This is a genomic window from Clostridium aestuarii, assembly GCF_026735135.1.
Taxonomy (GTDB): Bacteria; Bacillota; Clostridia; order Clostridiales; family Clostridiaceae; genus Clostridium_H; species Clostridium_H aestuarii.
In genome coordinates this window covers 34067-58196 of sequence record NZ_JAPQER010000007.1, presented here as the reverse complement: position 1 = coordinate 58196, position 24130 = coordinate 34067, and the positions used below count along the sequence as shown (strand labels likewise).

Annotated in this window: 27 protein-coding genes and 1 other RNA gene; 9 read left to right on the top strand and 19 right to left on the bottom strand. The window is 26.6% G+C overall.

Annotated elements, in window-relative coordinates:
* The first annotated feature begins 13 nt into the window (after positions 1-13).
* Positions 14-1918 (top strand): endonuclease MutS2, encoded by a 1905-nt coding sequence (locus OW763_RS14020; RefSeq protein WP_268041774.1) that lies wholly within the window; start codon positions 14-16, stop codon positions 1916-1918.
* Between the two features lie 203 nt (positions 1919-2121).
* Here the strand turns inward: OW763_RS14020 and OW763_RS14015 are convergent, their stop codons facing one another.
* Together OW763_RS14015 and OW763_RS14010 are read right to left on the bottom strand one after the other, a co-directional pair.
* On the bottom strand, positions 2122-3342 hold the full coding sequence (locus tag OW763_RS14015) for an IS256 family transposase (RefSeq protein ID WP_268041772.1): 1221 nt from the start codon (positions 3340-3342) through the stop codon (positions 2122-2124).
* Positions 3343-3742: 400 nt separating this feature from the next.
* Positions 3743-4666 (bottom strand): carbon-nitrogen hydrolase family protein, encoded by a 924-nt coding sequence (locus OW763_RS14010; protein WP_268041771.1) that lies wholly within the window; start codon positions 4664-4666, stop codon positions 3743-3745.
* Between the two features lie 271 nt (positions 4667-4937).
* Here OW763_RS14010 and OW763_RS14005 point away from each other — a divergent pair, with 271 nt between their 5' ends.
* Positions 4938-5486, top strand: a complete 549-nt coding sequence (locus OW763_RS14005) for an ATP-binding protein (RefSeq protein WP_272507471.1) — start codon at positions 4938-4940, stop codon at positions 5484-5486.
* Here OW763_RS14005 and OW763_RS14000 read toward each other — a convergent pair.
* The 6 genes from OW763_RS14000 to OW763_RS13975 form a co-directional block, all read right to left on the bottom strand.
* On the bottom strand, positions 5436-5768 hold the full coding sequence (locus tag OW763_RS14000; RefSeq protein WP_268041769.1) for a hypothetical protein: 333 nt from the start codon (positions 5766-5768) through the stop codon (positions 5436-5438). The genes OW763_RS14005 and OW763_RS14000 overlap by 51 nt on opposite strands.
* A 313-nt stretch (positions 5769-6081) precedes the next feature.
* A complete protein-coding gene (locus OW763_RS13995) occupies positions 6082-6276 on the bottom strand; it encodes a hypothetical protein (RefSeq protein ID WP_268041767.1) in 195 nt (64 codons plus the stop codon).
* A gap of 93 nt (positions 6277-6369) precedes the next feature.
* The gene (locus OW763_RS13990) at positions 6370-6603 is read right to left on the bottom strand and encodes a hypothetical protein (RefSeq protein ID WP_268041765.1); all 234 of its coding nucleotides are present in this window, start codon (positions 6601-6603) and stop codon (positions 6370-6372) included.
* 161 nt (positions 6604-6764) lie between these two features.
* Positions 6765-7070: a hypothetical protein gene (locus OW763_RS13985; RefSeq protein WP_268041763.1), complete on the bottom strand. Its 306-nt coding sequence runs from the start codon at positions 7068-7070 to the stop codon at positions 6765-6767.
* A 43-nt stretch (positions 7071-7113) separates the two neighbouring features.
* Positions 7114-7290, bottom strand: a complete 177-nt coding sequence (locus OW763_RS13980; protein ID WP_268041761.1) for a hypothetical protein — start codon at positions 7288-7290, stop codon at positions 7114-7116.
* A gap of 55 nt (positions 7291-7345) precedes the next feature.
* Positions 7346-7888: a hypothetical protein gene (locus OW763_RS13975; RefSeq protein ID WP_268041759.1), complete on the bottom strand. Its 543-nt coding sequence runs from the start codon at positions 7886-7888 to the stop codon at positions 7346-7348.
* Between the two features lie 682 nt (positions 7889-8570).
* Here OW763_RS13975 and OW763_RS13970 point away from each other — a divergent pair.
* Positions 8571-9053, top strand: coding sequence for a hypothetical protein (locus OW763_RS13970; protein ID WP_268041757.1), 483 nt, complete (start codon positions 8571-8573; stop codon positions 9051-9053).
* Between the two features lie 428 nt (positions 9054-9481).
* Here OW763_RS13970 and OW763_RS13965 read toward each other — a convergent pair whose 3' ends face one another.
* The 5 genes from OW763_RS13965 to OW763_RS13945 form a co-directional block, all read right to left on the bottom strand.
* On the bottom strand, positions 9482-9691 hold the full coding sequence (locus OW763_RS13965) for a hypothetical protein (RefSeq protein ID WP_268041756.1): 210 nt from the start codon (positions 9689-9691) through the stop codon (positions 9482-9484).
* Between the two features lie 196 nt (positions 9692-9887).
* Complete coding sequence (locus OW763_RS13960) at positions 9888-10220, bottom strand: tyrosine-type recombinase/integrase (RefSeq protein WP_268041755.1); 333 nt, start codon at positions 10218-10220, stop codon at positions 9888-9890.
* A complete protein-coding gene (locus OW763_RS16935; protein ID WP_268041981.1) occupies positions 10198-11865 on the bottom strand; it encodes a methyl-accepting chemotaxis protein in 1668 nt (555 codons plus the stop codon). Before OW763_RS16935 ends, OW763_RS13960 begins: the two co-directional genes overlap by 23 nt.
* A gap of 349 nt (positions 11866-12214) precedes the next feature.
* The gene (locus OW763_RS13950) at positions 12215-12652 is read right to left on the bottom strand and encodes a hypothetical protein (protein ID WP_268041754.1); all 438 of its coding nucleotides are present in this window, start codon (positions 12650-12652) and stop codon (positions 12215-12217) included.
* Positions 12653-13073: 421 nt separating this feature from the next.
* Entirely contained in the window at positions 13074-13892 is an 819-nt protein-coding gene (locus OW763_RS13945) for a MerR family transcriptional regulator (RefSeq protein ID WP_268041753.1), read from the bottom strand.
* A 92-nt stretch (positions 13893-13984) separates the two neighbouring features.
* On the opposite strand from OW763_RS13945, the gene OW763_RS13940 reads away from it, so the two are divergent.
* Positions 13985-15310: an MATE family efflux transporter gene (locus tag OW763_RS13940; protein WP_268041752.1), complete on the top strand. Its 1326-nt coding sequence runs from the start codon at positions 13985-13987 to the stop codon at positions 15308-15310.
* A gap of 190 nt (positions 15311-15500) precedes the next feature.
* Here OW763_RS13940 and OW763_RS13935 read toward each other — a convergent pair whose 3' ends face one another.
* Positions 15501-15704 carry a hypothetical protein gene (locus OW763_RS13935; protein ID WP_268041751.1) on the bottom strand — a complete coding sequence of 68 codons (204 nt, stop codon included), beginning with the start codon at positions 15702-15704 and terminating at the stop codon, positions 15501-15503.
* Between the two features lie 730 nt (positions 15705-16434).
* On the opposite strand from OW763_RS13935, the gene OW763_RS13930 reads away from it, so the two are divergent.
* Genes OW763_RS13930 through OW763_RS13920 form a run of 3 tightly spaced genes read left to right on the top strand, consistent with a single transcriptional unit; the run spans position 16435 to position 18066 of the window.
* Complete coding sequence (locus OW763_RS13930) at positions 16435-16689, top strand: TIGR04540 family protein (RefSeq protein ID WP_268041750.1); 255 nt, start codon at positions 16435-16437, stop codon at positions 16687-16689.
* Positions 16690-16703: 14 nt separating this feature from the next.
* Positions 16704-17459 carry a ParA family protein gene (locus tag OW763_RS13925; RefSeq protein ID WP_272507470.1) on the top strand — a complete coding sequence of 252 codons (756 nt, stop codon included), beginning with the start codon at positions 16704-16706 and terminating at the stop codon, positions 17457-17459.
* Positions 17452-18066 (top strand): hypothetical protein, encoded by a 615-nt coding sequence (locus tag OW763_RS13920; protein ID WP_268041749.1) that lies wholly within the window; start codon positions 17452-17454, stop codon positions 18064-18066. Before OW763_RS13925 ends, OW763_RS13920 begins: the two co-directional genes overlap by 8 nt.
* Before the next feature lie 161 nt (positions 18067-18227).
* Here the strand turns inward: OW763_RS13920 and OW763_RS13915 are convergent, their stop codons facing one another.
* The 4 genes from OW763_RS13915 to ssrS form a co-directional block, all read right to left on the bottom strand.
* Positions 18228-18467, bottom strand: coding sequence for a hypothetical protein (locus OW763_RS13915; protein ID WP_268041748.1), 240 nt, complete (start codon positions 18465-18467; stop codon positions 18228-18230).
* Between the two features lie 323 nt (positions 18468-18790).
* Positions 18791-19240: a hypothetical protein gene (locus tag OW763_RS13910; protein WP_268041747.1), complete on the bottom strand. Its 450-nt coding sequence runs from the start codon at positions 19238-19240 to the stop codon at positions 18791-18793.
* Positions 19233-19985, bottom strand: a complete 753-nt coding sequence (locus OW763_RS13905; RefSeq protein WP_268041746.1) for a ParA family protein — start codon at positions 19983-19985, stop codon at positions 19233-19235. The genes OW763_RS13910 and OW763_RS13905 overlap by 8 nt, the downstream gene beginning before the upstream one ends.
* 700 nt (positions 19986-20685) lie before the next feature.
* Positions 20686-20872: non-coding RNA, 6S RNA (gene ssrS, locus OW763_RS13900), on the bottom strand.
* Between the two features lie 373 nt (positions 20873-21245).
* Between ssrS and OW763_RS13895 the strand changes: the two genes are divergently transcribed.
* Entirely contained in the window at positions 21246-21608 is a 363-nt protein-coding gene (locus OW763_RS13895; RefSeq protein ID WP_268041979.1) for an HsmA family protein, read from the top strand.
* 261 nt (positions 21609-21869) lie between these two features.
* Here the strand turns inward: OW763_RS13895 and OW763_RS13890 are convergent, their stop codons facing one another.
* Positions 21870-22283, bottom strand: coding sequence for a WapI family immunity protein (locus OW763_RS13890; protein ID WP_268041745.1), 414 nt, complete (start codon positions 22281-22283; stop codon positions 21870-21872).
* 514 nt (positions 22284-22797) lie between these two features.
* Here OW763_RS13890 and OW763_RS13885 point away from each other — a divergent pair.
* The gene (locus tag OW763_RS13885) at positions 22798-24000 is read left to right on the top strand and encodes an MFS transporter (protein ID WP_268041744.1); all 1203 of its coding nucleotides are present in this window, start codon (positions 22798-22800) and stop codon (positions 23998-24000) included.
* Positions 24001-24130: the final 130 nt, after the last annotated feature.

Below are 24130 nucleotides of genomic sequence, written 5' to 3'. Positions count from 1 at the left end.
AGGGATGAAATCAATGAATAAATGTACATTTCAAAAACTACAACTAGATGAAGTAAAGGAATTAGTAAAAGGGTATTGTGCAAGTTCACTTGGAAAAGACTTAATAGATAAGCTAAATCCTAGTGGAAATAAGAAAGTAGTTAAACGAAGATTAGCTGAAAACAAAGAAGCTAAAAAGATAATAGAAAATAGTAACCACATACCTCTTGGTGGGTTATCTAATGTAAATACACTTATTGATAAGATTGAAAAGGGTATGATATTAGATCCATATGAACTTATAAAAATACAAGATTTTTTAAGAGGAAGTAGAAAAATAAAGTCTTTTATGTCTGATAAAGAATTTTATGCACCTACTTTAAGTGCATATGCTGCAAATATAACACCCTGTGAAAATATAGAAAGTGAAATAGACCACTGTATAAGAGGAAGTAAGGTGGATTCGCAAGCTAGTAAAGAACTAAAGAAAATAAGAAGAAATATAGAAGTAACTAAAACTAAAATAAAAGAAAGACTAAATAAATTTTTAACAGCTAGTGGAAACAAACAGTATATTCAAGATTTTGTAATAAGTAAAAGAGAGGATAGATATGTAATTCCAATAAAAGCATCCTACAAAAACAAAGTGAGTGGAGTTATATTAGACACATCATCAAAAGGAAATACTGTATTTATAGAACCTAATAATGTATCAAAGTTTAGCATGGAGATGATTTGTTTAAAAAGTGAAGAATCTATAGAAGAAAATAAGATATTATCTTATTTAACGGAGCTTATATTTGAAAAAATAACAAATATTAAATTAAACATAGAAATACTAGCAGAGTATGACATGGTTTTTGCAAAAGCTAAATATAGCCAAAATACAAATGGAATTACACCTAAAATAAATGATAGAGGATATATAAAAATCGTTGATGGAAAACATCCTCTTTTAAAAGGGCATGTTGTACCACTAAATTTAGAAATAGGAAAGAATTATAGAAGCTTGCTAATTACAGGACCTAATGCAGGAGGAAAAACCGTTGCGTTAAAAACTGTAGGCTTGTTGTCGTTAATGGTTCAATGTGGATTTGACATATGTGCAAGTGAAGAAACTGTAATGAATGTATTTGAAAATATATTTGTTGACATAGGGGATAATCAAAGTATAGAAAATGCCCTTAGTACCTTTTCTTCACATATAAAAAACATTGCACAAATAATAAGTTCATCTAATAATTCTACCCTATTGATACTAGATGAGATTGGTAGTGGAACTGAACCAAATGAAGGGGCTGCACTTGCTATAGCTATTCTTGAAGAAATGTATAAAATGGGATGTATAACCCTAGCATCTACCCATTATGGAGAACTCAAGAAGTATGCAACATATCATCCAGAATTTGAAAATTCAGGTATGATGTTTGATAAAGATACATTACAGCCACTATATAAGCTAACCATAGGAATATCTCAAGATAGTAATGCGTTGTTTATTTCTAAAAAAATGGGCATAAAAGACAAGGTATTAAAAAAAGCAAAAGAATATATGGATGATAAAAACTATAATTTTGATTTAGTTAAAAGAAGTAAAATAGAGTCATCTGCCAAAGTATATAAAGAAGAAAAGGAAATTCCCGTTTATCAGGTAGGAGATAAAGTAAAATTATTAGATAAAGATGATTTTGGGATAATATATAAGCCTGTAGACAAATTTAATAATGTAAAAGTCTTATATAACAATGAATTTATAGAAGTAAATGCAAAAAGAATAGAGCTTTCTTTAAAGGCTGCAGAATTATATCCAAAGGATTATGATTTAAATAGTTTGTTTGTAAGTTATAAAGAAAGAAAACTAGATAGGGATATTGAAAGAGGATCTAAAAAAGCATTGAAGAAAATTCAAAAGGAAATAAACCAAAGAAAACAGTTATAATTTCATAAAATAAGGTAGTTCATATATGGACTTCTTATGAGTCTGTCAAGAATTTTGTGTAAACTTCCATAAAAATTTTAGAATTAATATATTTAAGAATAACTAGGTAAGAGTATTATTATGCTAATACCTAGTTATTTTAATTTTTTTAATATTTTTACAACAAGATGGTATGATAATTCATTATTAAGTAGTACTGTTTTTTAAAATATTAAATTATCAATTCTATCGTCAAAATATATAGATAATTGAGCTAGTATTTGAGCCCATCCTCGTATTGATTGAGTCCATTTTTTACTTATGTCCATTGTTGCTAAATACAGCATTTTAAGTAAAGCATCATCAGAAGGAAAAATACTTCTAGTCTTAGTAACCTTTCTTAATTGTCTATTATAACTCTCCATAGCATTTGTAGTATATATTATTTTTCTTATCTCTGGAGGATATTTAAAGAAAGTGGCTAATTCTTCCCAATTAGTTTTCCATGAGCGAATAGCAATAAGATATTTATCTCCCCATTTTTGTTCAAATTTTTCTAACTCAGCTAAAGCAGCTTCTTCTGTTGTTGCTGTATATACTAATTTTAAGTCAGCATTAAACTTTTTTAAATCTTTATAAGATACATATTTTGAAGAGTTTCTAATTTGATGTATTATACATCTTTGAATTTCAGTATTTGGATAAATAGCTTTAATAGCTTCAGCAAATCCATTTAGACCATCAACACAGGCTATAAGGATATCATTAATCCCTCTATTTTTAAGCTCATTTAACACTAAAAGCCAATATTTTGACGTTTCATTTCCACCAATCCAAATACCTAAAACTTCTTTCATTCCATCTAAATTTATTCCAATAACTGCGTAAGCAGCCTTGTTTATAATTCTATTGTCTTGTTTAACTTTATAATGGATAGCATCCATAAATATTATTGGGTATACAGGTTCTAAAGGTCTGTTTTGCCATTCTTTTGCTATAGGAGTAATTTTGTTTGTTATTCCTGATATTAAAGTAGGCGAAGCCTGGAAACTATATATATTTTCTAAGTGAGTTGCTATGTCTCTTGTTGTCATTCCTTTTGCATACATACTAATTACTTGATCTTCAATTCCTGAAACATCAGTTTGATTTTTCTTTACAACCTGCGGTTCAAATGATCCTTCTCTATCCCTTGGGACTGTTAAATCAAATTCGCCTAAATCCGATAATACTTTTTTAGAACTACGACCATTCCTACTGTTTGTAGTGTTTTTGTTTTTATAGTCATATTTAGAATAGCCTAAATGATCATCAAGCTCCGCTTCTAACATCTCTTTAAGTGTGTCTGAAAATAATTCTTTTAATGTTTGTTGAACATCTTTTGCGCTTGTAGGTTTTGTCTCTTTAATTAATTGTTTAATAAGTTCTTTTCTTGAAAAAGACATAATCTGTGCACCCTCCATTTTTATAAGAATATTATATCAATTCTTATGGAGTTTACACAGATTATTTTACACTCTCTGTATAATACAGCATATTCATACTATCAATAAATACAGAGAACATTATAAACATCACAAAGCAAATCCTTATGACACTAAATTTAATAATGAATACTCTGCCGAACTTACCCTTTAAAAAACAGCTGCTAATGAGATTTTAAAGGACTATGAAAAGTTACCAAAATCTAAGGATATTCTCGCTAGACTTGATGAATTTCAAGAAAAAAAATACCCTTATGAACGAGTATTCTTCTATTAAAATTGATATGAATGAGCTTTATCAAATTCGTAAAAACTACGAAACTTATATGAATAAAGACAGGGAAGAAAGGTAATATTCTCTCTAAATATCTAAGAATTCGAATTTCAGTACATCCGGTCTTGCATAGTGCCCACAAGGGTCGAATTCCATTCTGCTCATTGGAACCATATCCATTTCTAAATCTGCGTATATTATTTCTTCTTTATCCCACACAGGCTGTGTTACATAGTGACCATATGGGTCGATTATGCAGGAGCCGCCTCTGCAGAGTATGTGGTCTCTGTTATCGAGTTCATGTTTTCTGCGTAAATCATCTGGATAATCGTCTTTTGTAAAGTACATATCTGCGTTTATAAAGAAGCATTTTCCCTCTATTGCAACGTGCTGAATTGTAGCCTGCCATTCTGGGTTGTCGTTTGTATTTGGAGATATGTATAGAGATGTTCCTTTTTCATATAGCGCAACCCTTGCAAGTGGCATATAAGTCTCCCAGCAAATAAGCGCGCCCATCATGCCCCAAGGAGAATCAACTGTTGGGAAGTATCCCTTGTTTGCATCGCCCCAAACCACTCTTTCAGAACCAGTTGGCTTTAGCTTTCTGTGTACGTTTAATAATTCTCCATTTGGGTCAAATATAAGGTTTGTATTGTATAGGGTTCCTGTATTTAAAACCCTTTCAGATACGCCCATACTTAGATAAATGCCGTGTTCTTTAGCTTTGGCACCAAGAGCCTTTGTTTCATCGCCAGGTACGAGGATAGAATTGTCATAGTAGAGTTTCCAATCTTCCCTACCGTCTTCCTGCCTGCTTCCTACAGTGAAGCCAAATGTAAGCCCAAATGGATAACCTGGGATAAATAACTCTGGAAATACGATAAATTCCGCACCATTAGCTGCCGCTTCATCTATCAACTTTAGTGACTTCTCCAAACAAGCGTCCTTGTTAAATATAACGGGTGCAGCTTGTACAACCGCAATTTTACATACAGACTTAAGATCCTTCATAGCTAATTCCTCCTTTATTTTCTCTTGTTAATTTTTTCAAAATTTAGTTTATACTACTTATTATAATACGATTATATCACGTTATCGCTTTAAAAAATAGGTCTTTTTAATGCAAACTTAATTTGATTTTATTTTAAAAAACACTTATGATTGAGGTAGACGGGTCTTTGACACTTGTGGACATATAAAATGCACTTAAGCCATTGAAACGGCTAATTTTTTTTGTCAAATTTTAAAAATAATTATTGCGTACTACTTTGTAATGGTTATAATGTATGTAAAGTATAACCATTACGATTTCAATAGGGAGAAGGGAAATGCGTATAAAAAAAGTTCAACACTTGATTTTATAAAGGATGGACAGAATGTTATTCTAGCAGGAAATCCAGGCACGGGGAAGACACATATAGCCATAGGATTAGCTATAAAAGCTTGCATGGAAGGTTATAAAACACTATTTACAACTGTGCCACTATTTATAAATCAACTCAAAGAATGTAGGTCAAATAAGACACTTAGATTATACCAAAATAAGTTTGAAAAATATGATTTAGTTATACTAGATGAGTTTGGATATATATCTTCCGATAAGGAAGGAGCGGAGCTTCTTTTTACTAACTTATCTTTAAGAACTGGTAGAAAATCAACTATTGTAACAACTAACCTGTCTTTCGACAGATGGGGGGCGGTTTTTATAGATCCAGTAATGACAGCTGCTATGACCGATAGGTTAACGTATAAATCTTATATGATTAATATGAATGGAAATTCATTCAGGTTGAAAGAAACACAAAAATGGATTGAAAGTATATCTAACTAAAAAATTTTTGTTAAGAAAGTGGAAGAGTTTTTGAGCATAATTTGGAAGAAATTTAATGTATAAAATACACCTATACTTTTGGACTAAATCATACACATGTTCTAAAGCTAATTTATCAATTGGATGATCTTCTCCATAAGGCTCGGCCATTTTCCATGATTCTATGAATCTAGTTAATCGCTCTTCATTTAAAAAATGAAAGAAATCCTTAGTTAAACCAGTTACTAATGGCATACCTAAATCAAATGAGAAACCTGCTCCCAATAATAATCCTTTTTTCACAAAATCGCCTTCTTATCAAAAAAATTTAGTGAGTTTAATTTACTATACTACTTTTATCACCAATTCGAACTTCTAGTTATAGACAATAGTTACACTTAGGAATTTAACTGATACAAGCCCTATTATATCAAATTTTAGTTATTAAACTAAATTTTAATTGAACTAAAGCATATTTTAGTGCATAAAAAACTCCCACAGCAGCAGGAGATATATGTAACATAAACTTTTCTTTATAATATTTTGCTATTATGTCTTAACAAATGCCTTTAATATTAACTTTTTATACCGTCATTTAAGAAAATGGTTTATTAAATTATTCATTTACTTCAATAAATTTGTTAATCAAAATAAACCCTATCATTAAAAATGGTACTGTGAGACACATATATATCCAAAAGTTTAAATTATATATATCTTTTATTATTAGTGATATAAAAAGACCAACAAAATTCCACGCAAACTTAATTATACTAAATATTTTCTTTGAAACTCTTCGTTTTTTCTTCATAAAAACCCCTCGTTTTTAATTCACTATAATTTATGATTATGTTTTAATATATTTATAGTTATTAATACACATTTTCTTTAAATTAAATTATAATTATTTAGAATTAATGTAGTTTCTAAAAACTCTATAATAATTTATTTGTATTTTTTTAATATTTACAACTATTATACGCCCAATGAAAATCACTAAAAAGAAGATTATAATATCAAATAATGTTTCATAAAGATAATTACTTTTATTTGTCTGAAGATTACTTAATAATTTAAGTATTCCTAAAAAACAAGTCAAACTTAAACTTTCTTTGAGTATATTAGTATATTTTTTCATGATTATTCCCCCGTTTATATAATATTTTATATTTTTAAATTTTATCTTAAATCAGTGCATCTTATTTGTCACACACTGTTTTGCTATTATGATTTAACTACTTCTAGGATTATTAATCTTTTAAATCATCATTTAAGAACATTTCATATCACTAAAAACACTTAAGGTCCCAAAATAAGTGTTCCTAAATAGAAATATATCCATGGTAAAAAGAATAGTATGATGTTACTTATAATTCCTAGTTTAGCAAGCCTATTGCTATATATTAAAAAAGATGCAATACCTAAAATAATTCCTACTGGACTTATATAAGGAGTAAGTACTAAAGGCATACCTCCAAATTTTAAGATAAACAATATTTGAAACACAACTATGCCAATCGATAATATAGCTATACAAACAGAAAATCCACCTATGAATTTCCAAAGTTTTTGTTGTTCTTGTTTGTTATTATTTAATTTTTTCATTTTAACTTTTCTCCTCATATTATGTAATATGTAAAGAATATAATCACTGTTCACTTATATCTTTACTATTTTTATCTATATAAATATCAAGAGCTTTTATTCCTCTACGAGCAAGTTTAACAAAAAGTACAAAGCCATAAAATCCAATTCCTATTAATATAAATAGTAAAATCAAATGTAAAAAAAATGTAGTCATTATCTGGTTAGATGGATTCCCCATTTTCTAATCCCCTTTATGTAAACTTTATATTACATATTGTTATATATAAGAATATTTATTGTAAATCTTTATATAAAACGTCCTTCATCAAATTATTGGATATTTCTAATGCTCTTTTTCTATTAGATGCAGGCGCAGATATCATTAGTCCATTAATGCTATCCCAGTGTTTACTATTTGCATACAAATCCTCTGGTTCCGAAATTCCAATGGTTAATTGACTAAAATCATCATCTATATATATGGTTCCATATATTGCACGAAAAGAATCATCTTGCTCATTGGAAAAAAAGTAGTCAATACTAGCTCTGTTAAAGTTATCAAATTTTAATTCTATTTCTTCTATTTCTTTAGGAATTTCTAAATCATTAATTTTTATTTTCCCTACAAACTTTTTTCCAAAAATAAAGTTTTTTGATAGTTTTCCGTTAATTGAAATTGAGACTTTCTCAATAAATTGATTGTTTGTTTCTCCTAATCTATATTTTATACCTTCAAAACTTTTGCTATATGTTCTTGGTAAAGTAGTGTATAAATAGATTAAAACTATTACTCCCAATAATATTGAGAATATAATTCTTACCCGTATTCTTTTCATAATGAAATTCTCCTCATATTAACATATTATTCTTCTTTCAGACACACTTTCTTTAAATTACTCAACAACAATCCACTTCCAATTATACCATATTAAACCAATGAAAATTAGTGCTGCTTAGTAATAAGTAGTTTACTATTATTAGTTGGGGTAGTAGCAAGATTACTGTCATAGAGTGCAAACTCAAAGATAAGTTTTTAAGAAGAGTTAGTAGAATTTTTTACAATAATACTATCAGAATTAAGAGAATACATTGACTAAAGAAGATCTGAGAATATTTCTTATGAACATTGAAACTGAAAGTATTTCCAATTTTGTTAATATCCAAATAAATCCTTTAGGAAATTCCTATCTGTTTTTATTGAGTGAAAAACACTAAATATAATCAAATATGAACCAATGATTAAACTTTCTATATTTATTTAAATCATAGAACTGTAGATGGAAAACATAATATAATAACTGATGTTTATGTAACTCCTCGTAATGAAAATCATTTTGATCCTTATATCGAAATATTAGATATTTAAATTAAAAAGTTTAATTTTAAAACTAAATATGTTGGAACAGTTGCTAGTTATCGTACTAATAATATTTGTAGAAAAACATCTGGAAAAGAACTTAAAGCAGTATAATATATATAGAAATAGTATTAGCAATATATTGAAAGGAAATTATAGGGATGAAAAAGTTTAAATATTTAATTATTTTATTCGTGGTGTTTTTATCGTTACTACATTTTTATGAAAATTATATATACTACAAGATACCACATAATCCTTTAACAGAAATATCTCAAGATATTCCTAAAAAATGTTATTTTACAGAGTATTATTCTAATAATGAGATAGATAAAACTAGTCATAATTCAAATACTAATGCTCTCATCTTTAAATATTTTAAGAATTTAAAATTAATACCTCTTAAAGAAAGAAATGAAGAAACTTGTAAACATGAAACCGATGATTATTTTTCATATTGGTTTCAATTTTATTCAGAATCGGATTCTTATTATATATTCATTACTGAAATATTCAAAGATAATTTGACTGTTATTTCTATAAGATCAGATAAACCTAGATTTCCCAATGGATATTATAAAATTTCAGATTCAAAATTTGATTACAATTATGTTAATAATCTAATTATTAATTCAGAAAACTAATAAAGAAACCTCGTTGATTTTAATACCAATGAGGTTTCTTTTGTTAATTTTAACTATGGCCTTATGATCCATCCATTCCCGGAATGTATTGCTTCGATTTTACCAAAACCACTAACGATCCTAAATCCTTCATTGACAAATACATGTAATTTTACTCATACTAAAGGCCTCCATATTCAATAATAATTATACAAAAAAGACACCTATAAACTAGACACTCTTTTTTTACGTGTCCAATCTATAGGTACCATTTTATTCAAGTAATCACTTTTTATTATTCCTCATCCAAACCTTGGATACTTTCATAGATTCTAATAATTGATCCTTAGGTAGTTTTTTTAACTTAGAATTTCTATTATGAGCAATTTTAAATACTAAATCATCTCTTCTTTTTTCAATTGTAAGTATATAAACAATCTTAAGAATATCTACCTTCTTTCTTCCTCTTTTTCTTCTAGCTCCATAAGTCTTTTATACATTTTTTCAAAATATTCGTATCCAAGTAAAACTGAATCTATATTTCCATTATCCGTTATATATAAAGGTTGATCTTTAGCTCTTTTTCTAATTGTTCCAAATCTCTTTGCTGCTTCTGAAGACTTTACCATTTGATCTTTAGTAATACTTGGTTTGGTCATAACAACACCCACTTTCACATTCATCCTTTTTTATTATATTCATTTATCTATCATACATACACTAAATTCAACTCAATATAGTACGTAATATATTACGTACTATAATTATATACTATTATGTAAATAAAAACAATATTCTAGATTATAATTCAATTAATTTGACTCTCTCTGCTCTGAAAAACATGATCTAGGGGATTTATCCAAGCTGTTTCTTTAGCTTATTAAGGGCAAATACGGCGTTATTGTTAAGCAGAAACTTTTTATCTTTTCCAGTTTTCTTTTCTTTGATATATACATGACTTCTGAAGGTCCTTTCCTCAAAATCATATATGTCATTCCAGGTTAAATTTAATATATCTGAAATCCTTAGCGCTGAATTTAAACCCAAAACTATTAGAGTATAATTTCTTATGTTATTAGATCCTAAAAGATATTTTTTTAAATCTTTAATTTTTTTCTCACTTCTTATTGGCTCTACGCTTTCTTTTAGATTCCATAATAAACCTCTAAATTTTAAACTTTTGAACAAGTGTATTTAAATTTTCTGCTAATTGTGTTTGATCTCCTGCGACATTTGTTACAGATTCTATTGCGTTGGTAGTTTCAGCAATATTTGTAGCTATTTCTTGTGTATTTATAGTTCCTTGTTCTATTGAAGAAGAAACTGATTCTATTGCTAAACTAACCTGTTGTATATTTTCTTCTATTTGTTTTGAGGTATTTGAAAAATTTTCAATTAGATTATCTACAAATTCAGAGTCCTTTAAATATTGTTCTGATATATCTATTAATGTTTCATAATCCACAAGAACTTTTTCCTCTAGGAATTTTAATATTTCATTTGAGTTATCAGATAAATTGTTAGATGCATTTTGTACTTGTGTAATAATTGATTCAATACTTCCTACTGTTTCAGAAGATTCTTCAGCAAGTTTTCTTATTTCTTCTGCTACAACAGAAAATCCTTTACCTGCATCACCTGCTCTAGCAGCTTCAATGGCAGCATTTAAGGCAAGTAAATTTGTTTGATTAGCAATATTTGAAATAATAACTGTCATTTTTTCAATCTCTTTAACGACTTTGCTTTCCTCTATTGCTTTTAAAATATTTAATTGTTTTTCCGTATATATAGCTTTTGCAATATTTCTTGATTCTTCTGCATTGGATTTCATTGATTCAGCTCTATCTCTAATCTTTTCTGCAGAGATACTTCCTTCTTCTGATTTTTGTGTAAGCACCTTAATAGAATTATAAATTTCTTCTTCAGAGGCATTTACTTCTTCGGTAGCAGAATTTGTCTCTTCCATTCCTGCAGAAATTTCTTGTACGCTGGCATCTATGTTTTGTGTTTGTGCAGAAATTTCTTCAATAGTAGTACTAAGTTCTTGACTAGAAGCATTCATATTTGAGGAATCAGAAATAATTTTTCTTAATAATTCTTTTGTATTTAATGAAGCTTTATTTAAAGCTTTAGCTAAAATTCCTAACTCATCTTTTGTATCAAGATTTATTTCCTGGGTTAAATCTCCGTCAGCTAAAGCGTTAGCAAATTTAACACCTTTTTTTAGGCTACTTGTAATGATTTTCGTTAATGTAATTCCTAAAGTTAATGCAAGAAGTATACCTATACCAATAAAGATTATCAGTGAATTTTTAGATTGATTATATACGATATCACCATTTGTATTTAGTTCTTTTGCAATTTTTTGATTGAGATTTATTAAGTCAATTATTGATTTTTCTACTTGTATTCCAGTTGTAATTACATTTTTGAATATGAATTTTGCTTGGTCTAATTTGTTTTCTTGTAGCAGTTGAATATATTTGTCTTGAAAAACTCTATATTCATTTAAATTTTTTTGAAATGCAGTTACTAGTTCTTCTTCTTCTTTTGACATGTGTGTATTTGTATATTTCTTTATAAGAGAAATATTTTCCTCTCTTAGCTTTTTAACCGTGTTTATTATTTCAGAAACAGATACATCATTTCCTTGAATTAAAGGTTGAGATAGATTTAGACGAATAAGTAATATGTTTTTTTGAACATTTGTAATTTGTTCTATAGGTACTAATCTATCAAAATACATACTTGTCATTTCGTTGTTAATATTATTCATACTGGATATTCCATTGCCCCCAACAACACCTATAAGTAAAGTAATTACAAAAAAAATGATAATAATTTAGTTCTAATTTTTAGATTTAAATACCATTTCATTTGTTAATGTTCTCCTTTGTTTTATATTATTTCATATAACACTTTTAATTTGTATATTCTACAAATTTATACAAACGCATATAGAATATCACATGAATGTTTCTTTTTCAACACAGATGTTTTTTTGACATACATAATATTTCTACGATAATATTACATATTTCATTTATTTGTAGAAATTGAGAAATATATATTGGCGATAACGCTAATACAAATTTTAGTGAAATAAAAAACTCCTGCAGATGCAGGAGCTATGTAACATAAACTTTTCTTTATAATATTTTGCTATTACGTAATAACTATATTTACATTTTTTCATTGTGCTTATAAAAACTCGTAATAATCGAATAACCAAGTATCAGTTGAAAGACAGATATAATGGTTGTATTTTTTATTAATATACCAATAGGATATGCCCATACATTTCTCACAAATTGGTTGTTACTATAGCATATAAAAACTGTAAGTGAAAAATATAATGAGGGTAGTCCCATTAATACTATTTTAGGTAAATTAATCGCCCAAGTTCCCTCTTTTTTTATTTCACAAATTAAATGTTCTAAACCCATCAATAAACCTATACTTACATAAAAAATAATCATTATAACACTTAAGTACCAAGGGATAATATAGGTTGCTTGAGCATTTTTTCTAATTCCTTCCAAAATATATTGTCCCCCAAATACTATTACAAGTATTAGGAAGATAAAAACAAAATACTTTGACCATGATTTAACTTTCATAATTCCCTCCTATTTTGAAAGTTGATTCACACTATATTACTAAAAACACTTAATGTCCAAAAATAAGTGATCCTAAATGAAAATATATTTCTGGTAAAAAAATATAGTCATTATCTGGTTAGCTGGATTCCCCATTTTCTAGTCCCCTTTATGTATACTTTAAGAATGTTGCTTAATTGCGTTTAAAACCAATTATTGTATTAATATACTTTAATTATATATTATAGTAAAATATTAATAAAGTCACTAATTTATCATTAAGGAGAAAAAATTATGGGAATTATATACTAAACATATTTTTAATTATACCTTAATTATCACTCTCAAAGAATTCACTCCTCTTAGCAACAAAGATTATCCATTTATCTTCTAATTTTTGTAATGGGTCATGTGTCTTACAAAAACTGGAACAGTTTTGCTACTATTGTACTTGTATAGATAACTCTATCAAGTATTGCTCCTGTGATTGAGCTGAAAGATATCCTATGAGTTCATTTTCATAAGCATCTCCGATAATTTCATATCCACTCTTTTCTATAAAATCTATTAGCTTTTTATATGAAATATATGTTGTATCATAACCGCCTCTATGATTAATACATGCATAAATTCCCTTTGGTTTAACCCTTTCATTATCATGTAAAGTTTTACTGTCAATAATAATATATATATCCTTTATCCTATCAAATTTTCCTCTTAATATATCTTCCTTTCTTATAATACCTCCAATAGGATTTCCATTATCAAATTCCTCTTTATCTTTGCATTGCTTGATAAACTCAATAATTTTTGCCATTATTTTTTTATAATCATCACTCTCAACATTAGAAGTGAAAATATATGTAAGGTCACACCTTTTAAAATAAGGTTCCGTATTAAGTTGGTGCTTTATAGCTTTTTCTAACTTTAAGGATTTATTTTCTATTTTGTTGCTAATATGTTTTAGCTTATTAATTTGATCCTTTATTAATTGATTTTTCTTCTTAAGTAACTCTGCTAAATTTTCAATATCTTTATCACTTAGATATGCCTTAATCTCCTTTAGCGGCACCCCTATTTCCCTCAAACTTATTAATGTATCTAATGCCTCAAATTGACTCAAAGAATAGTACCTGAAATTATTTTCATCTTTATAAACAGGAGAAAAAATACCCGATTTATCATAATAAATTAAAGTCTGCTTAGATACATTTGCTAGCTTTGCGAACTCTCCTGTGGAAAAACATTCTTTATCTTTCATCTTTATAATTCCTTTCAAAAAACTCTTGCCTATATAGTTACTATATATCTTATTATTCTATTAGTAAACATTCAGAATAAGGAGGATTATATATGGAAAATACATTTTCACAGAAAACATCATTTAAGGAATTCTTTAAATTTACTTGTCCACCAATCTTATCTATGCTTTTTTTATCATTGTATACAATTATGGATGGTGTATTTGTATCTCACAAAGTTGGATCTGATGCCTTAGCCAGCATTAATATTGTACTTCCTATGATTAACTTAATGTGTGGCATTGGTGTTATGTTTGCAACTGGCGGCAGTGCTCTGATATCTATTTCATTAGGAAAAAACAACTTAAAGGAGGCTAATAATAGATTTAGCTTAATTGTTCTAGTTTCTTTAATAATTGGGGTTATTTTTAGTGCTGTAGGACTTATATTTAATGAAAATTTATTTTCTCTTTTAGGTGCTACAGAAACTTTAATGAATTATTGCAGGAGCTATGGAATAATAATTTTATTATGCACTCCCTTCTATATACTTAAAATGGTTTTTGAGTATTTTACAAGAGTGGATGGTGCCTTTAACTTTAGTCTATTAGCTGCTTTATTAGGGGGACTAATTGATTTGATACTTAATTATGTATTCATATATCAATTTAATTTTGGTATTAAAGGTGCTGCTTTATCAACACTTATTGGATCAGCTTTTTCAACTATTTTATGTGCCTTATATTTTATAAGTAAAAAATCTACATTAAAATATGTTAAGCCATCATTAGATTTGAAATTATTAAAAGATACTATATATAATGGTTCATCTGAAATGGTAACTCAGGTATCTGCCGCAATAACTACATTATTTTTTAATTACATCGCTCTTAAATATGCTGGTGAAAATGGAGTGGCTGCAATTACAATAATATTGTTCATTCAATTCGTGATGATATCAATCTATTTAGGACATATTGCAGGTGTTTCTCCTATTATTAGTTTTAATTACGGTGCTAAAAATTCACTAAAAATTAAAGAATATCATTTATATTCAAAAGTTTTTGTTATGATATCCTCAATGATAATTTTTATTTTTTGTTTTGCTTTCTCACCAATTATTGTTAGAATATTCATCTCTGAAACAAATATTGTATATAATCTAACATTGAATGGATTGAAAATCTTTGCTTTTTCATTTTTGGCCACAGGATTTAATCTTTATACATCTGGTTTATTTACAGCTTTATCTAACGGAAAAATTTCAGCATTACTTTCTTTTTCTAGAACCTTTGTATTTTGTATTATAGGTTTTATGATATTACCTAACCTTTTTAAATTGAATGGATTATGGTTAGTGATTCCATTTGCTGAATTTTCTTCGCTCTTTGTTTCATTATTGGTTTTAAAAAGATATAAAAAAGTTTATTTATATTAAAATGGTTGCTTCATATTTTTTTGCTATTGTATAGTAACTATTCAAGGCAATAATTAAGTGACAGTGGATATATTATTTTTTATATAGGAGTTGCAACTATATTTTCAGCTCCTTGTTTCTCAGAATTTTTCCACGAATAAATTAGTTCTGTAGAACTATTGTTTTTAAGAATAACATATACCTTGAATTGTTAAAATCCCCCGGGGGATTTTCCAAAAGAGCTTGCGACTAAGGTTTCTATATTCATAATAACTTTTTTTTGTTCTTCTGATACTAATATTTCAATATTAATTTTATTATTACATTCCATTTTTAAAATTAATTTATCTTTTTTGTGCTTTTTTATTTCAATTCCTAAAACATCAACATAATATATAAGTTTGCCATTCCACACAAATCCATTATCAATAAATATTAATTTATTATTTAAACTTAATATATTAAAATATATTACCAAATATAAAACAAAATATATATGCTTAATTGAATAAATATTTTGTTCAATAAATATTTGAACTAAGCAATATAGTATTAATATGATAATACATAGTATAAGACGTTTCTTACTATATGAAGATACTTTTAAAAATAATTTTTTATTTAAAAGTATCTTTTGAGTTTTATATCTTAATATTAAACAACTAACGACTGTATCAATAAAAACTATAATGATTAAATATATTCCGTATTTTGACATAAATTTGTTTAATAATAAATTTTATATTATATAGAAACTTATTATTAAAAATCCCACCTCACTTATATTGTAATAAACTTTTATAAAATCTCCTCTCTTTGTAATAAACTCAATTTTAACTACGCTAAAGTATATTTTAATTTCTTTAAATTGTTCAATAATAATTCATTTCCAATTGTACCATATTAAAACATATTAGTTATATCATAATTAAAATACTCTTACAGTAATTTAAGTGGTTATTAGTTTGCTTTTTTAATATACTTTACATAATGTTAATTATGCTCTAATAATTATTAGTATGTAAAGCACTGCGGAATGTATCATATTATGAAATAAATTCTAAATAATCTTTGACTCTAAATCTAAAAATAGTATAAAATATATATAAATCTAGGTATAAAATAGTATAAAAGGAGGTTAAGTTTTGGATAATATTAACATAAGACTTTACTATAAAAATCAACTAGATTTAGGTAATGCTTTAAAAAGTTTAATTGATTCATATTTTGAAAATAACCTTTCTGATTCAAATTTAGAAGAAAACATAGTATCAATTGTAAATGCTAATAAGGATAAATTTTATAAAAATAATAGAAACGAAATAGCTTCAAAACCCAAACAACTTCTAGGTAAAACTAGAATTCAAGTACTTGAAAAAGTTTTAAATAAAGATAACTAGGGGGATAAAAATCAATGAAAAAACTAGCTGTTTTAAATAACAAAGGTGGAGTTGGAAAAAGTACTGTATCAGTGCAGCTCTCTCATGGACTTGCAAAACTTGGATTTAAAATTCTTTTAATTGACTTAGATGGTCAAAATGATAGTTCACTTTTTTTAGGAATTACTGAGGAAGATTACAAAAACACTTTTTATGAACTTGTAGACAGAAGGAGTAACACACCAGTTAAAGACTGTATTATAAATGTTCGTGAAAATCTAGATCTTATTCCTAACAAACATATAGATCAAATCAATGCCGAATTCTATAGAGAACCTAGAATTGATTTAGTATTAAATGAAAAGCTTCAGGGAATTGAGAAGTTTGGATATGACTACGTTATTATAGATTGTGGTCCTCAAAGAACTAAAATCAATGATGCAGTTCTTTGCTATATAGATAAAATAATAATGCCTGTTCAAGTAGAAGCTGCATCTGTTCGTGCTGTAGGCGGTATTTATGAATACTTATCAGACCTTCGTCTTTCTGCTGATAAAATAGGTTTAATAATTCCTAATATGTTTGACCAAAGAACTAATGATGCTAAAGAAAATCTTCAATTTTTAACGGAGTTTTTCTCTGATAAAAAAGATATAATAACAGATCCTATAAACAGAAGAGTTAAAATTACGGAAGCTGGAAAATTGGGTAAAACCGTGTTTGAATATGATAATGAAGCTGCTGATCAATTCTTTAAAGTATTAGAAAGGTTGGTGAATGTTCTTGGCTAAAAAACAAAATGATATAAATTCAAACTTTGAAAAATTAAAAAAACAAATGATGCAAAAGAGAGAAAAAGCAGAGAAAACTACTCTTGAAAATAATCAACCATACATAGCATCTAACAACGACTCGCATAATATTATAGACACAAACAAAATTACAGATAAAAATAATGATAAAGATACAAATAACATTGTAAATAATAATGTAAACAATAGTACAAACAACGATGTAAATATTTATGATGATGTAAACACAAACAATGATACAGATAATAATGAAAACATAAATGTAAGTGAAAATACAAATACCATTAATGATAATACTACAAACAATAATATTGATAAAAATGCAGATATTTCTGTAGATAATTATACTGACACTAATGTAATTAATTATGATGATAAAACTACATCCACTAATGTTGACACAAATACAAATACATTTGTAATCAAAAAACAAGCCAAGCAGGATAAATTAAAAAGATCAACTTATTATTTAAAGCCATCAACTATAAATAAAATTGATAAACTATCTAAAAAAGCAGGCATGGGAAAATCTGAATTTGTCCAGAAAATATTAGAAGATATTTTGGATAATTTACAGATACAATAAGAAAAATAAAAGAGTAAAAGAATAAAAGAACATAATAATAAAATAATAAATCAATAAACCAATAAAAGAATATAATAAAATAAGAATAAAAGAAGATAAGAATCTTTATTCCAAAATTCTTATCTTCTTTTATTCCATCTATGAAAAATTCATTAAAATATTTACCTCCAAAATTGTTCATAAATAAAGTTAAATTCTATAACCACTTTCTCTTGCTTTTCTCCTACCTTGTATATTACGTGGTATATTTCCTTTTTAGAAGTTAATTTTTCAATGCTTAATACTTCCCCGCCTATTTTTTTTATTTCCTCATTAATTTTTTCTTTACAAACTTTAGGTCTCCACCATGATTCATATACTACAAATGCAATTAACAATAGTATCCAAATAAAGTTGTACATATTAATCCCCCTGGAAATTGATTTAAATTATTCCATATAATTATATATGTAATTATATCATATTAAGGTTAATGCAAAGAATTTTTACTCTTTTATTATTTTATGTATTTATTAATTTACTTTTATATTATTATTGATACTAAGAGTATATATTCTATATAGTAAAATAATAAAAGAGATTCTAAATACTTGCTTATCTAACATCTCATTTAAAAGACTATTTTTGAAATTTTTCAAAAAATTATTAAAGAGCTGAAAAGCTCTTTAATTTCAATGTAACTTACACTTAATGTTAAGATACCTTCTGCCATAGTATCTTAAGTTTATTTCAAAGCATTATATCTGCTAATCAAGTCTTCTATATTGCCCTTGTTTTCTTCAAAATAGAGATTTATTGCCTCATCAACTATAGTGCTAAGGTCCTTATCATTTAGAGCCATATTCAACATGTTTAACTTTTGTATACTCTTTTCTTTAAGCATAAAACTTCTTTTACTCTTTTTCTCTTTAGAATCTTTACTTTTTTCTTTATTTACAGATTTATTGTTTTCTTCTTTTATGGTATTATTATTTTGAGTATTTATTAATTTACTATTTTCTATATTTACTCTTTTACTCTTTTTGTCTGATACTGTTGTACTCTTAGGAGTATTTACAGTATTATTTTTTTCATCTTTTACTTTTTTACTCTTTTCCTCATTTATACTTGTAAGGGTATCAAGTATTCCCTTTCCAAGATTTTTAATATTTGTGTTATCACTTTTTTTAGCCACGTTTAATCATCTCCTTTGCTAAGGATACATATTCTTTATGCCCTTTACTATTTTTATCAAAATACGCAAGAGGTTTCTTTTCTATTTGGCTTCGTACTATAGCTACATTTTGATGTATCATGGTGTCAAAAAGCTTTTTCCCAAATATCTCTTTTAGTTGTTCTGCAAAATCATCAGATAAATTACTTCTTGAATCTACTCTAGTTAAAAGTACACCTTTAACCTTTAATTTGTTGTTATAGTTATTCATAGTAAGTTTAAAAACGTTTATGAGCTGTGCTAAACCCTGTAAATTGAATATAGAGGGTTCTAGGGGTATAAGCACACTATCAGCACATACAAGAGCATTAACTGTAGTTAAACTTAAAGATGGACTACAATCTATAAGTACATAGTCATATTGAATCTTATCTTTCTCAAAAGCTTTTTTAAGTAAAAACTCATTTTTTTCCACTCTTGCAAATGCCATTTCCATATTAGAATAGTTAAGATCAGCTGGGACTATGCTAATATTTTTAAATTCAGTTTTAACTACAGCATCCTTAATAGACAAATCTTCTGTCATGCAATCATAAATTGTATGCTTATACTCTTTTACTCCTATACTCTGTGTTAAATTACCCTGAGCGTCATTATCTACCACAAGAACTTTCTTACCTGATAGTCCTAATGCAGCTGCTAAATTTATAGCTGTTGTTGTTTTAGCACAACCTCCCTTTTGATTGCATACTGCTATAATTTCCATATCATCACCTCCTTTTGCAAAATTATTCCAGTAATTTTATTATAAGGTTATTTTACTCATTTCTTCAATTACTAATTTAATCTTTTATTTATTTATTCAAAATAATATTTACTCTTTTACTCTTATATTTATATGTATAAATTAATTAAAAATATAAATATTTATAGTATAAATAACGGCATATTTATAATTATAAAATCAAAAATATTTTAAAAATATAACAACATAAATTAAAATTTTAGAAATAAAAAACAATGAAAGTAAATACATATAACATCTAAAATACATAAGAATTTAAGTACATATTCAGAAAACCATAATAGTGAAAAACATATGTAATAACAATGTTATACATATTAGTATAAACAAAACTAATGATATTTATGTTTACACAAACATAAATGTAAACATTGTTGTAATTATTTATGTAAATATAAATAATTGTGATGTTGTATGTATTTATACAAATGTTTTTATTTATACTAATGTAATTAATTGTACTTATATATTTGTAATTTTATATATATCTAATTATTATTTAGTGATAGTGGGGAAACTTAATTAATTATTTTCATTAGATATGATTTTTTAATATTTTACTATATTATTGATTTTAGAAGAATTTTTGATAAGAAATAAAAAAGAGAGGCATTTTTGCCTCTCTTAATGATATACGTATTTACTTTTTGAATAATAAATTTGTAAATCCAAAATACCGCTACTCTAATTTTGACACCTATCTCTCGATAGGTGGGTGTTCTCATAAATGATTTACTGTTCTTGCCACTCATAGTTGGTCTTATAGAACTAATGCACATTTAGATCTTGAACTCCCGTATAAATGATGTAGGTTGAAAATAAGAGCTCTACAAATACTCCAGATCATTAACTTATTTATATTTCAAATTTGTAAAAACAACTTTGTCTTGAGACTATTATATAAAGAATATCTATAAAATTCAATAACTTTTTAAAGGTAATATAAGGAATTTTCACAAGTGAGTATTTTACAATAAGTAATCCAAACAGAAATATGAGGAAATTGCGTAATCCTTAAATTAAATAGCTACATGTAAGTTCCATTATTCACTACTTATCAAATTTCAGCTCTCCACCCTCTATAGAAGTATTTACTTCATAATTTAAGAAGAATACATCATTAAAATTTATATATAGTCAATTTTAGGGAAACATATAAATATATACTTAAAATTTATCTATTAAAATTTTACATTCGTCTAGGAGGGATTTGTTACGTTAATATATTCAGTTCTCTGTATGAATTTAGCTCTTCTATTTTATACAATAGGGGTTTGGAGTGAAAAAAGACAAGGGGAACTTAAAAAATGGCATCTAATAGTATTTTATACAGGCTTAGTATTTGATACGCTTGGAACAGTAGTTATGAGTAAAATATCTGGTGAAGCTTTTAAATTAAATTTTCATGGCATAACAGGTTTGGCAGCAATACTTTTAATGCTTTTTCATGCACTTTGGGCAACAATTGTCTTAATTAAAAATGATGGTAAAATGAAAGTTAAATTTCATAAATTCAGTATTTTGGTATGGCTTATTTGGCTGATTCCGTTTATTTCAGGTTCAATTTTTGCTATGACAAAATGAAGTATATATACTAAAATTACACTCAATATAGATAGTAACTAAAACTTATAAAATCAAAAGGCTATAATAGTAAAAATCGTAGATAACAACAATACTAGACATATTAATATAAACAAAAATACTGATATTTATGTTTACACAAACATAAATGTAAACATTAGTGTAATTATTTATGTAAATATAAATAATTGTGATATTACTAATATTGAAAATTAGCTTCAATATTAGTAATATCGGCATTTAAGAAAAGTAAAAATTAAATTACTTAGTTAATAACTTTTTAAATTCCTTTATAATACTTAAAAATTCACTTGAATCAATATCAAATCCACCTTGTAGGGAAACTTCTCTAAAATAAGGAAAACTAAAATCCTTTGTAAGTGTATAATTAACTTTGATATGTCCACATTTATCATATGTCTGAAAATCTAATATAAACTCATTTGGACTCATACTTGTTAAATTGGCTTTGCCTCTTCTTTTAACATCTATTACATCCATACAGGATATAAAATGCTTTAAATCATCAATTGTAATCCAAACAGATTCAAGAACTCCTGTAAAACCATCATTTTGCACAGTAATAGACACATTAATACTTGGCAATTTCTCCATATAAGATTCAACAAAAATTATTTCGATAAATGCTAACCTATCTTCAGAAAATATTTTCATTTACATCTCCCCTTAATTTGTATTTGAATTCAGTAATAACAATACATACCTAATTATACCATATTCACCCTAAAACATAGTTACAAACATATTTTAACCAATAAAAAAACCCTAAATACCTAGTATCTAGAGTTAGCTTACAGTATAAAATTTAAATTATCATTTTTTCTACATAGTTATACCCGAAATTAGCTCCAAACATTAAGTTTGGAGCTTTTGCTTTTGTATGGGATAGTGGTTAACTAATCAAAGCGCTTTATCTAAATTATAGCCATGTATTAAAGTTTTATACAATTCTAAAATATAAATTTAAAAATAATTATAAAAACTTTAAGGACTTCTTTCGTTTGTTTGTTATTTATGTACTAATGATGAGTTATTTGTTATTTTTTACTAAATAATAATAATTATTGAATACTATAAAATTAAAGCCAATAATGATAAAATAGTGAAAGGCTCTTTTTTTAGTAAAAATATATAGTTTTCAAGTTTATTATAGATGGAGGATTTTAAAATGATAAATACAAACGGACAAATTAAAATTACACAAGAAAGGTCAAAAGGTATATGGACAAGCAAGTTTATATTATTATTTTTTGCAAACTTTTTTTTCTTTTTATCTTATGAAATGCTTTTAGCTACTTTACCTGTTTATATTTCTAAACTTGGAGGTAAAGGTTCAATAATAGGAATTATAATTGGTGTATTCACTATATCCTCAATTATAATACGTCCATTTTCTGATTCATTTCCAAAGAATTTTGGAAGAAAAAAAATATTAATCATTGGTGCATGGATTTGTGTTATAAGTACTATTGGTTATTATGTATTTTCAAATTTATTCATAATGTTTATTACTCGTATTTTACATGGATTTGGTTTTGGATTAGTAACTACACTTTTAGCTACTTTAGCAGCGGATTCAATTCCAAAACAACGTATGGGTGAGGGAATGGGGTATTTTGGTTTAGGCTCAGCAGTATCTATGTCAATAGGTTCTTTCATAGGAATTTGGATACTCAATACTTTTAATTTTTTCTGGATGTTCATTGTTGCGAGTATCATATTATTAGCTGGAATTATTTTCATGCAGATGATATCTGAACCAGTAAAAATTAAAGCTATTTCAAATGAAAAGGAGAAAATAGAATTTAAATTATCTTCTTTCTTTGAACCAAAGGTACTAATACCAGCAATACTTATTATGCTTCTTGGATTTTCTTATGGTGGTATATTGGGGTTTATTGCATTATTTGGTAAGAAGGTTGGAATAAATAATGTAGGTTTATTCTTTATGGGTGTGGCTGCATGTGAACTGGTTTCTAGACTATTTGTAGGAAAAATATTTGATAGAAAAGGACCTACAGTGATATTAGTTTCAGGAGCTGTAGCTTGTCTAATTGGAACTATTTTATTAGCAAAAACATCAAATACAACTGAACTTATTATTTCCTCTTTATTTTATGGTATGGGATACGGAGCTATTTTTCCATCGGTACAAGCGTGGTGTATTAATCTTGTCCCTGTTGAAAAAAGAAACTTGGCAAATGCTACCTTTTATAATTCATTTGATTTAGGAATAGGGGTAGGTTCTATAATATTAGGGGTTGTAGCACAGCTAACAAATTATAGTTCAATGTTTTTATATTCATCAGTATTATTTATAGTATTTTTAGTAGTATATCCAGTTTACTTATTTAAAAATAAAAAAAATTAACCGAAACCATAATTATTATAGGTATAACACATAGTGCAATGAAAAAAAACAATTAAGTTATATCAAAACTTAATTGTTTTTTCTAAATTCATTTATTTAATTTTCAATATTATTACAAGAATATGTTTAT

Excerpts from the sequence above, each read along its gene's own strand:
- OW763_RS13975 (WP_268041759.1), bottom strand. The coding sequence starts at position 7,888 with ATGAAAAGAATACGGGTAAGAATTATATTCTCAATATTATTGGGAGTA.
- OW763_RS13965 (WP_268041756.1), bottom strand. The coding sequence starts at position 9,691 with ATGACCAAACCAAGTATTACTAAAGATCAAATGGTAAAGTCTTCAGAA.
- OW763_RS14015 (WP_268041772.1), bottom strand. The coding sequence starts at position 3,342 with ATGTCTTTTTCAAGAAAAGAACTTATTAAACAATTAATTAAAGAGACA.
- OW763_RS14010 (WP_268041771.1), bottom strand. The coding sequence starts at position 4,666 with ATGAAGGATCTTAAGTCTGTATGTAAAATTGCGGTTGTACAAGCTGCA.
- OW763_RS13905 (WP_268041746.1), bottom strand. The coding sequence starts at position 19,985 with ATGGAAATTATAGCAGTATGCAATCAAAAGGGAGGTTGTGCTAAAACA.
- OW763_RS13970 (WP_268041757.1), top strand. The coding sequence starts at position 8,571 with ATGAAAAAGTTTAAATATTTAATTATTTTATTCGTGGTGTTTTTATCG.
- OW763_RS13995 (WP_268041767.1), bottom strand. The coding sequence starts at position 6,276 with ATGAAGAAAAAACGAAGAGTTTCAAAGAAAATATTTAGTATAATTAAG.
- OW763_RS13915 (WP_268041748.1), bottom strand. The coding sequence starts at position 18,467 with ATGTACAACTTTATTTGGATACTATTGTTAATTGCATTTGTAGTATAT.
- OW763_RS13940 (WP_268041752.1), top strand. The coding sequence starts at position 13,985 with ATGGAAAATACATTTTCACAGAAAACATCATTTAAGGAATTCTTTAAA.
- OW763_RS13885 (WP_268041744.1), top strand. The coding sequence starts at position 22,798 with ATGATAAATACAAACGGACAAATTAAAATTACACAAGAAAGGTCAAAA.
- OW763_RS13990 (WP_268041765.1), bottom strand. The coding sequence starts at position 6,603 with ATGAAAAAATATACTAATATACTCAAAGAAAGTTTAAGTTTGACTTGT.
- OW763_RS13890 (WP_268041745.1), bottom strand. The coding sequence starts at position 22,283 with ATGAAAATATTTTCTGAAGATAGGTTAGCATTTATCGAAATAATTTTT.
- OW763_RS14020 (WP_268041774.1), top strand. The coding sequence starts at position 14 with ATGAATAAATGTACATTTCAAAAACTACAACTAGATGAAGTAAAGGAA.
- OW763_RS13945 (WP_268041753.1), bottom strand. The coding sequence starts at position 13,892 with ATGAAAGATAAAGAATGTTTTTCCACAGGAGAGTTCGCAAAGCTAGCA.
- OW763_RS13980 (WP_268041761.1), bottom strand. The coding sequence starts at position 7,290 with ATGGGGAATCCATCTAACCAGATAATGACTACATTTTTTTTACATTTG.
- OW763_RS13950 (WP_268041754.1), bottom strand. The coding sequence starts at position 12,652 with ATGAAAGTTAAATCATGGTCAAAGTATTTTGTTTTTATCTTCCTAATA.
- OW763_RS13985 (WP_268041763.1), bottom strand. The coding sequence starts at position 7,070 with ATGAAAAAATTAAATAATAACAAACAAGAACAACAAAAACTTTGGAAA.
- OW763_RS13925 (WP_272507470.1), top strand. The coding sequence starts at position 16,704 with ATGAAAAAACTAGCTGTTTTAAATAACAAAGGTGGAGTTGGAAAAAGT.
- OW763_RS14005 (WP_272507471.1), top strand. The coding sequence starts at position 4,938 with ATGTATGTAAAGTATAACCATTACGATTTCAATAGGGAGAAGGGAAAT.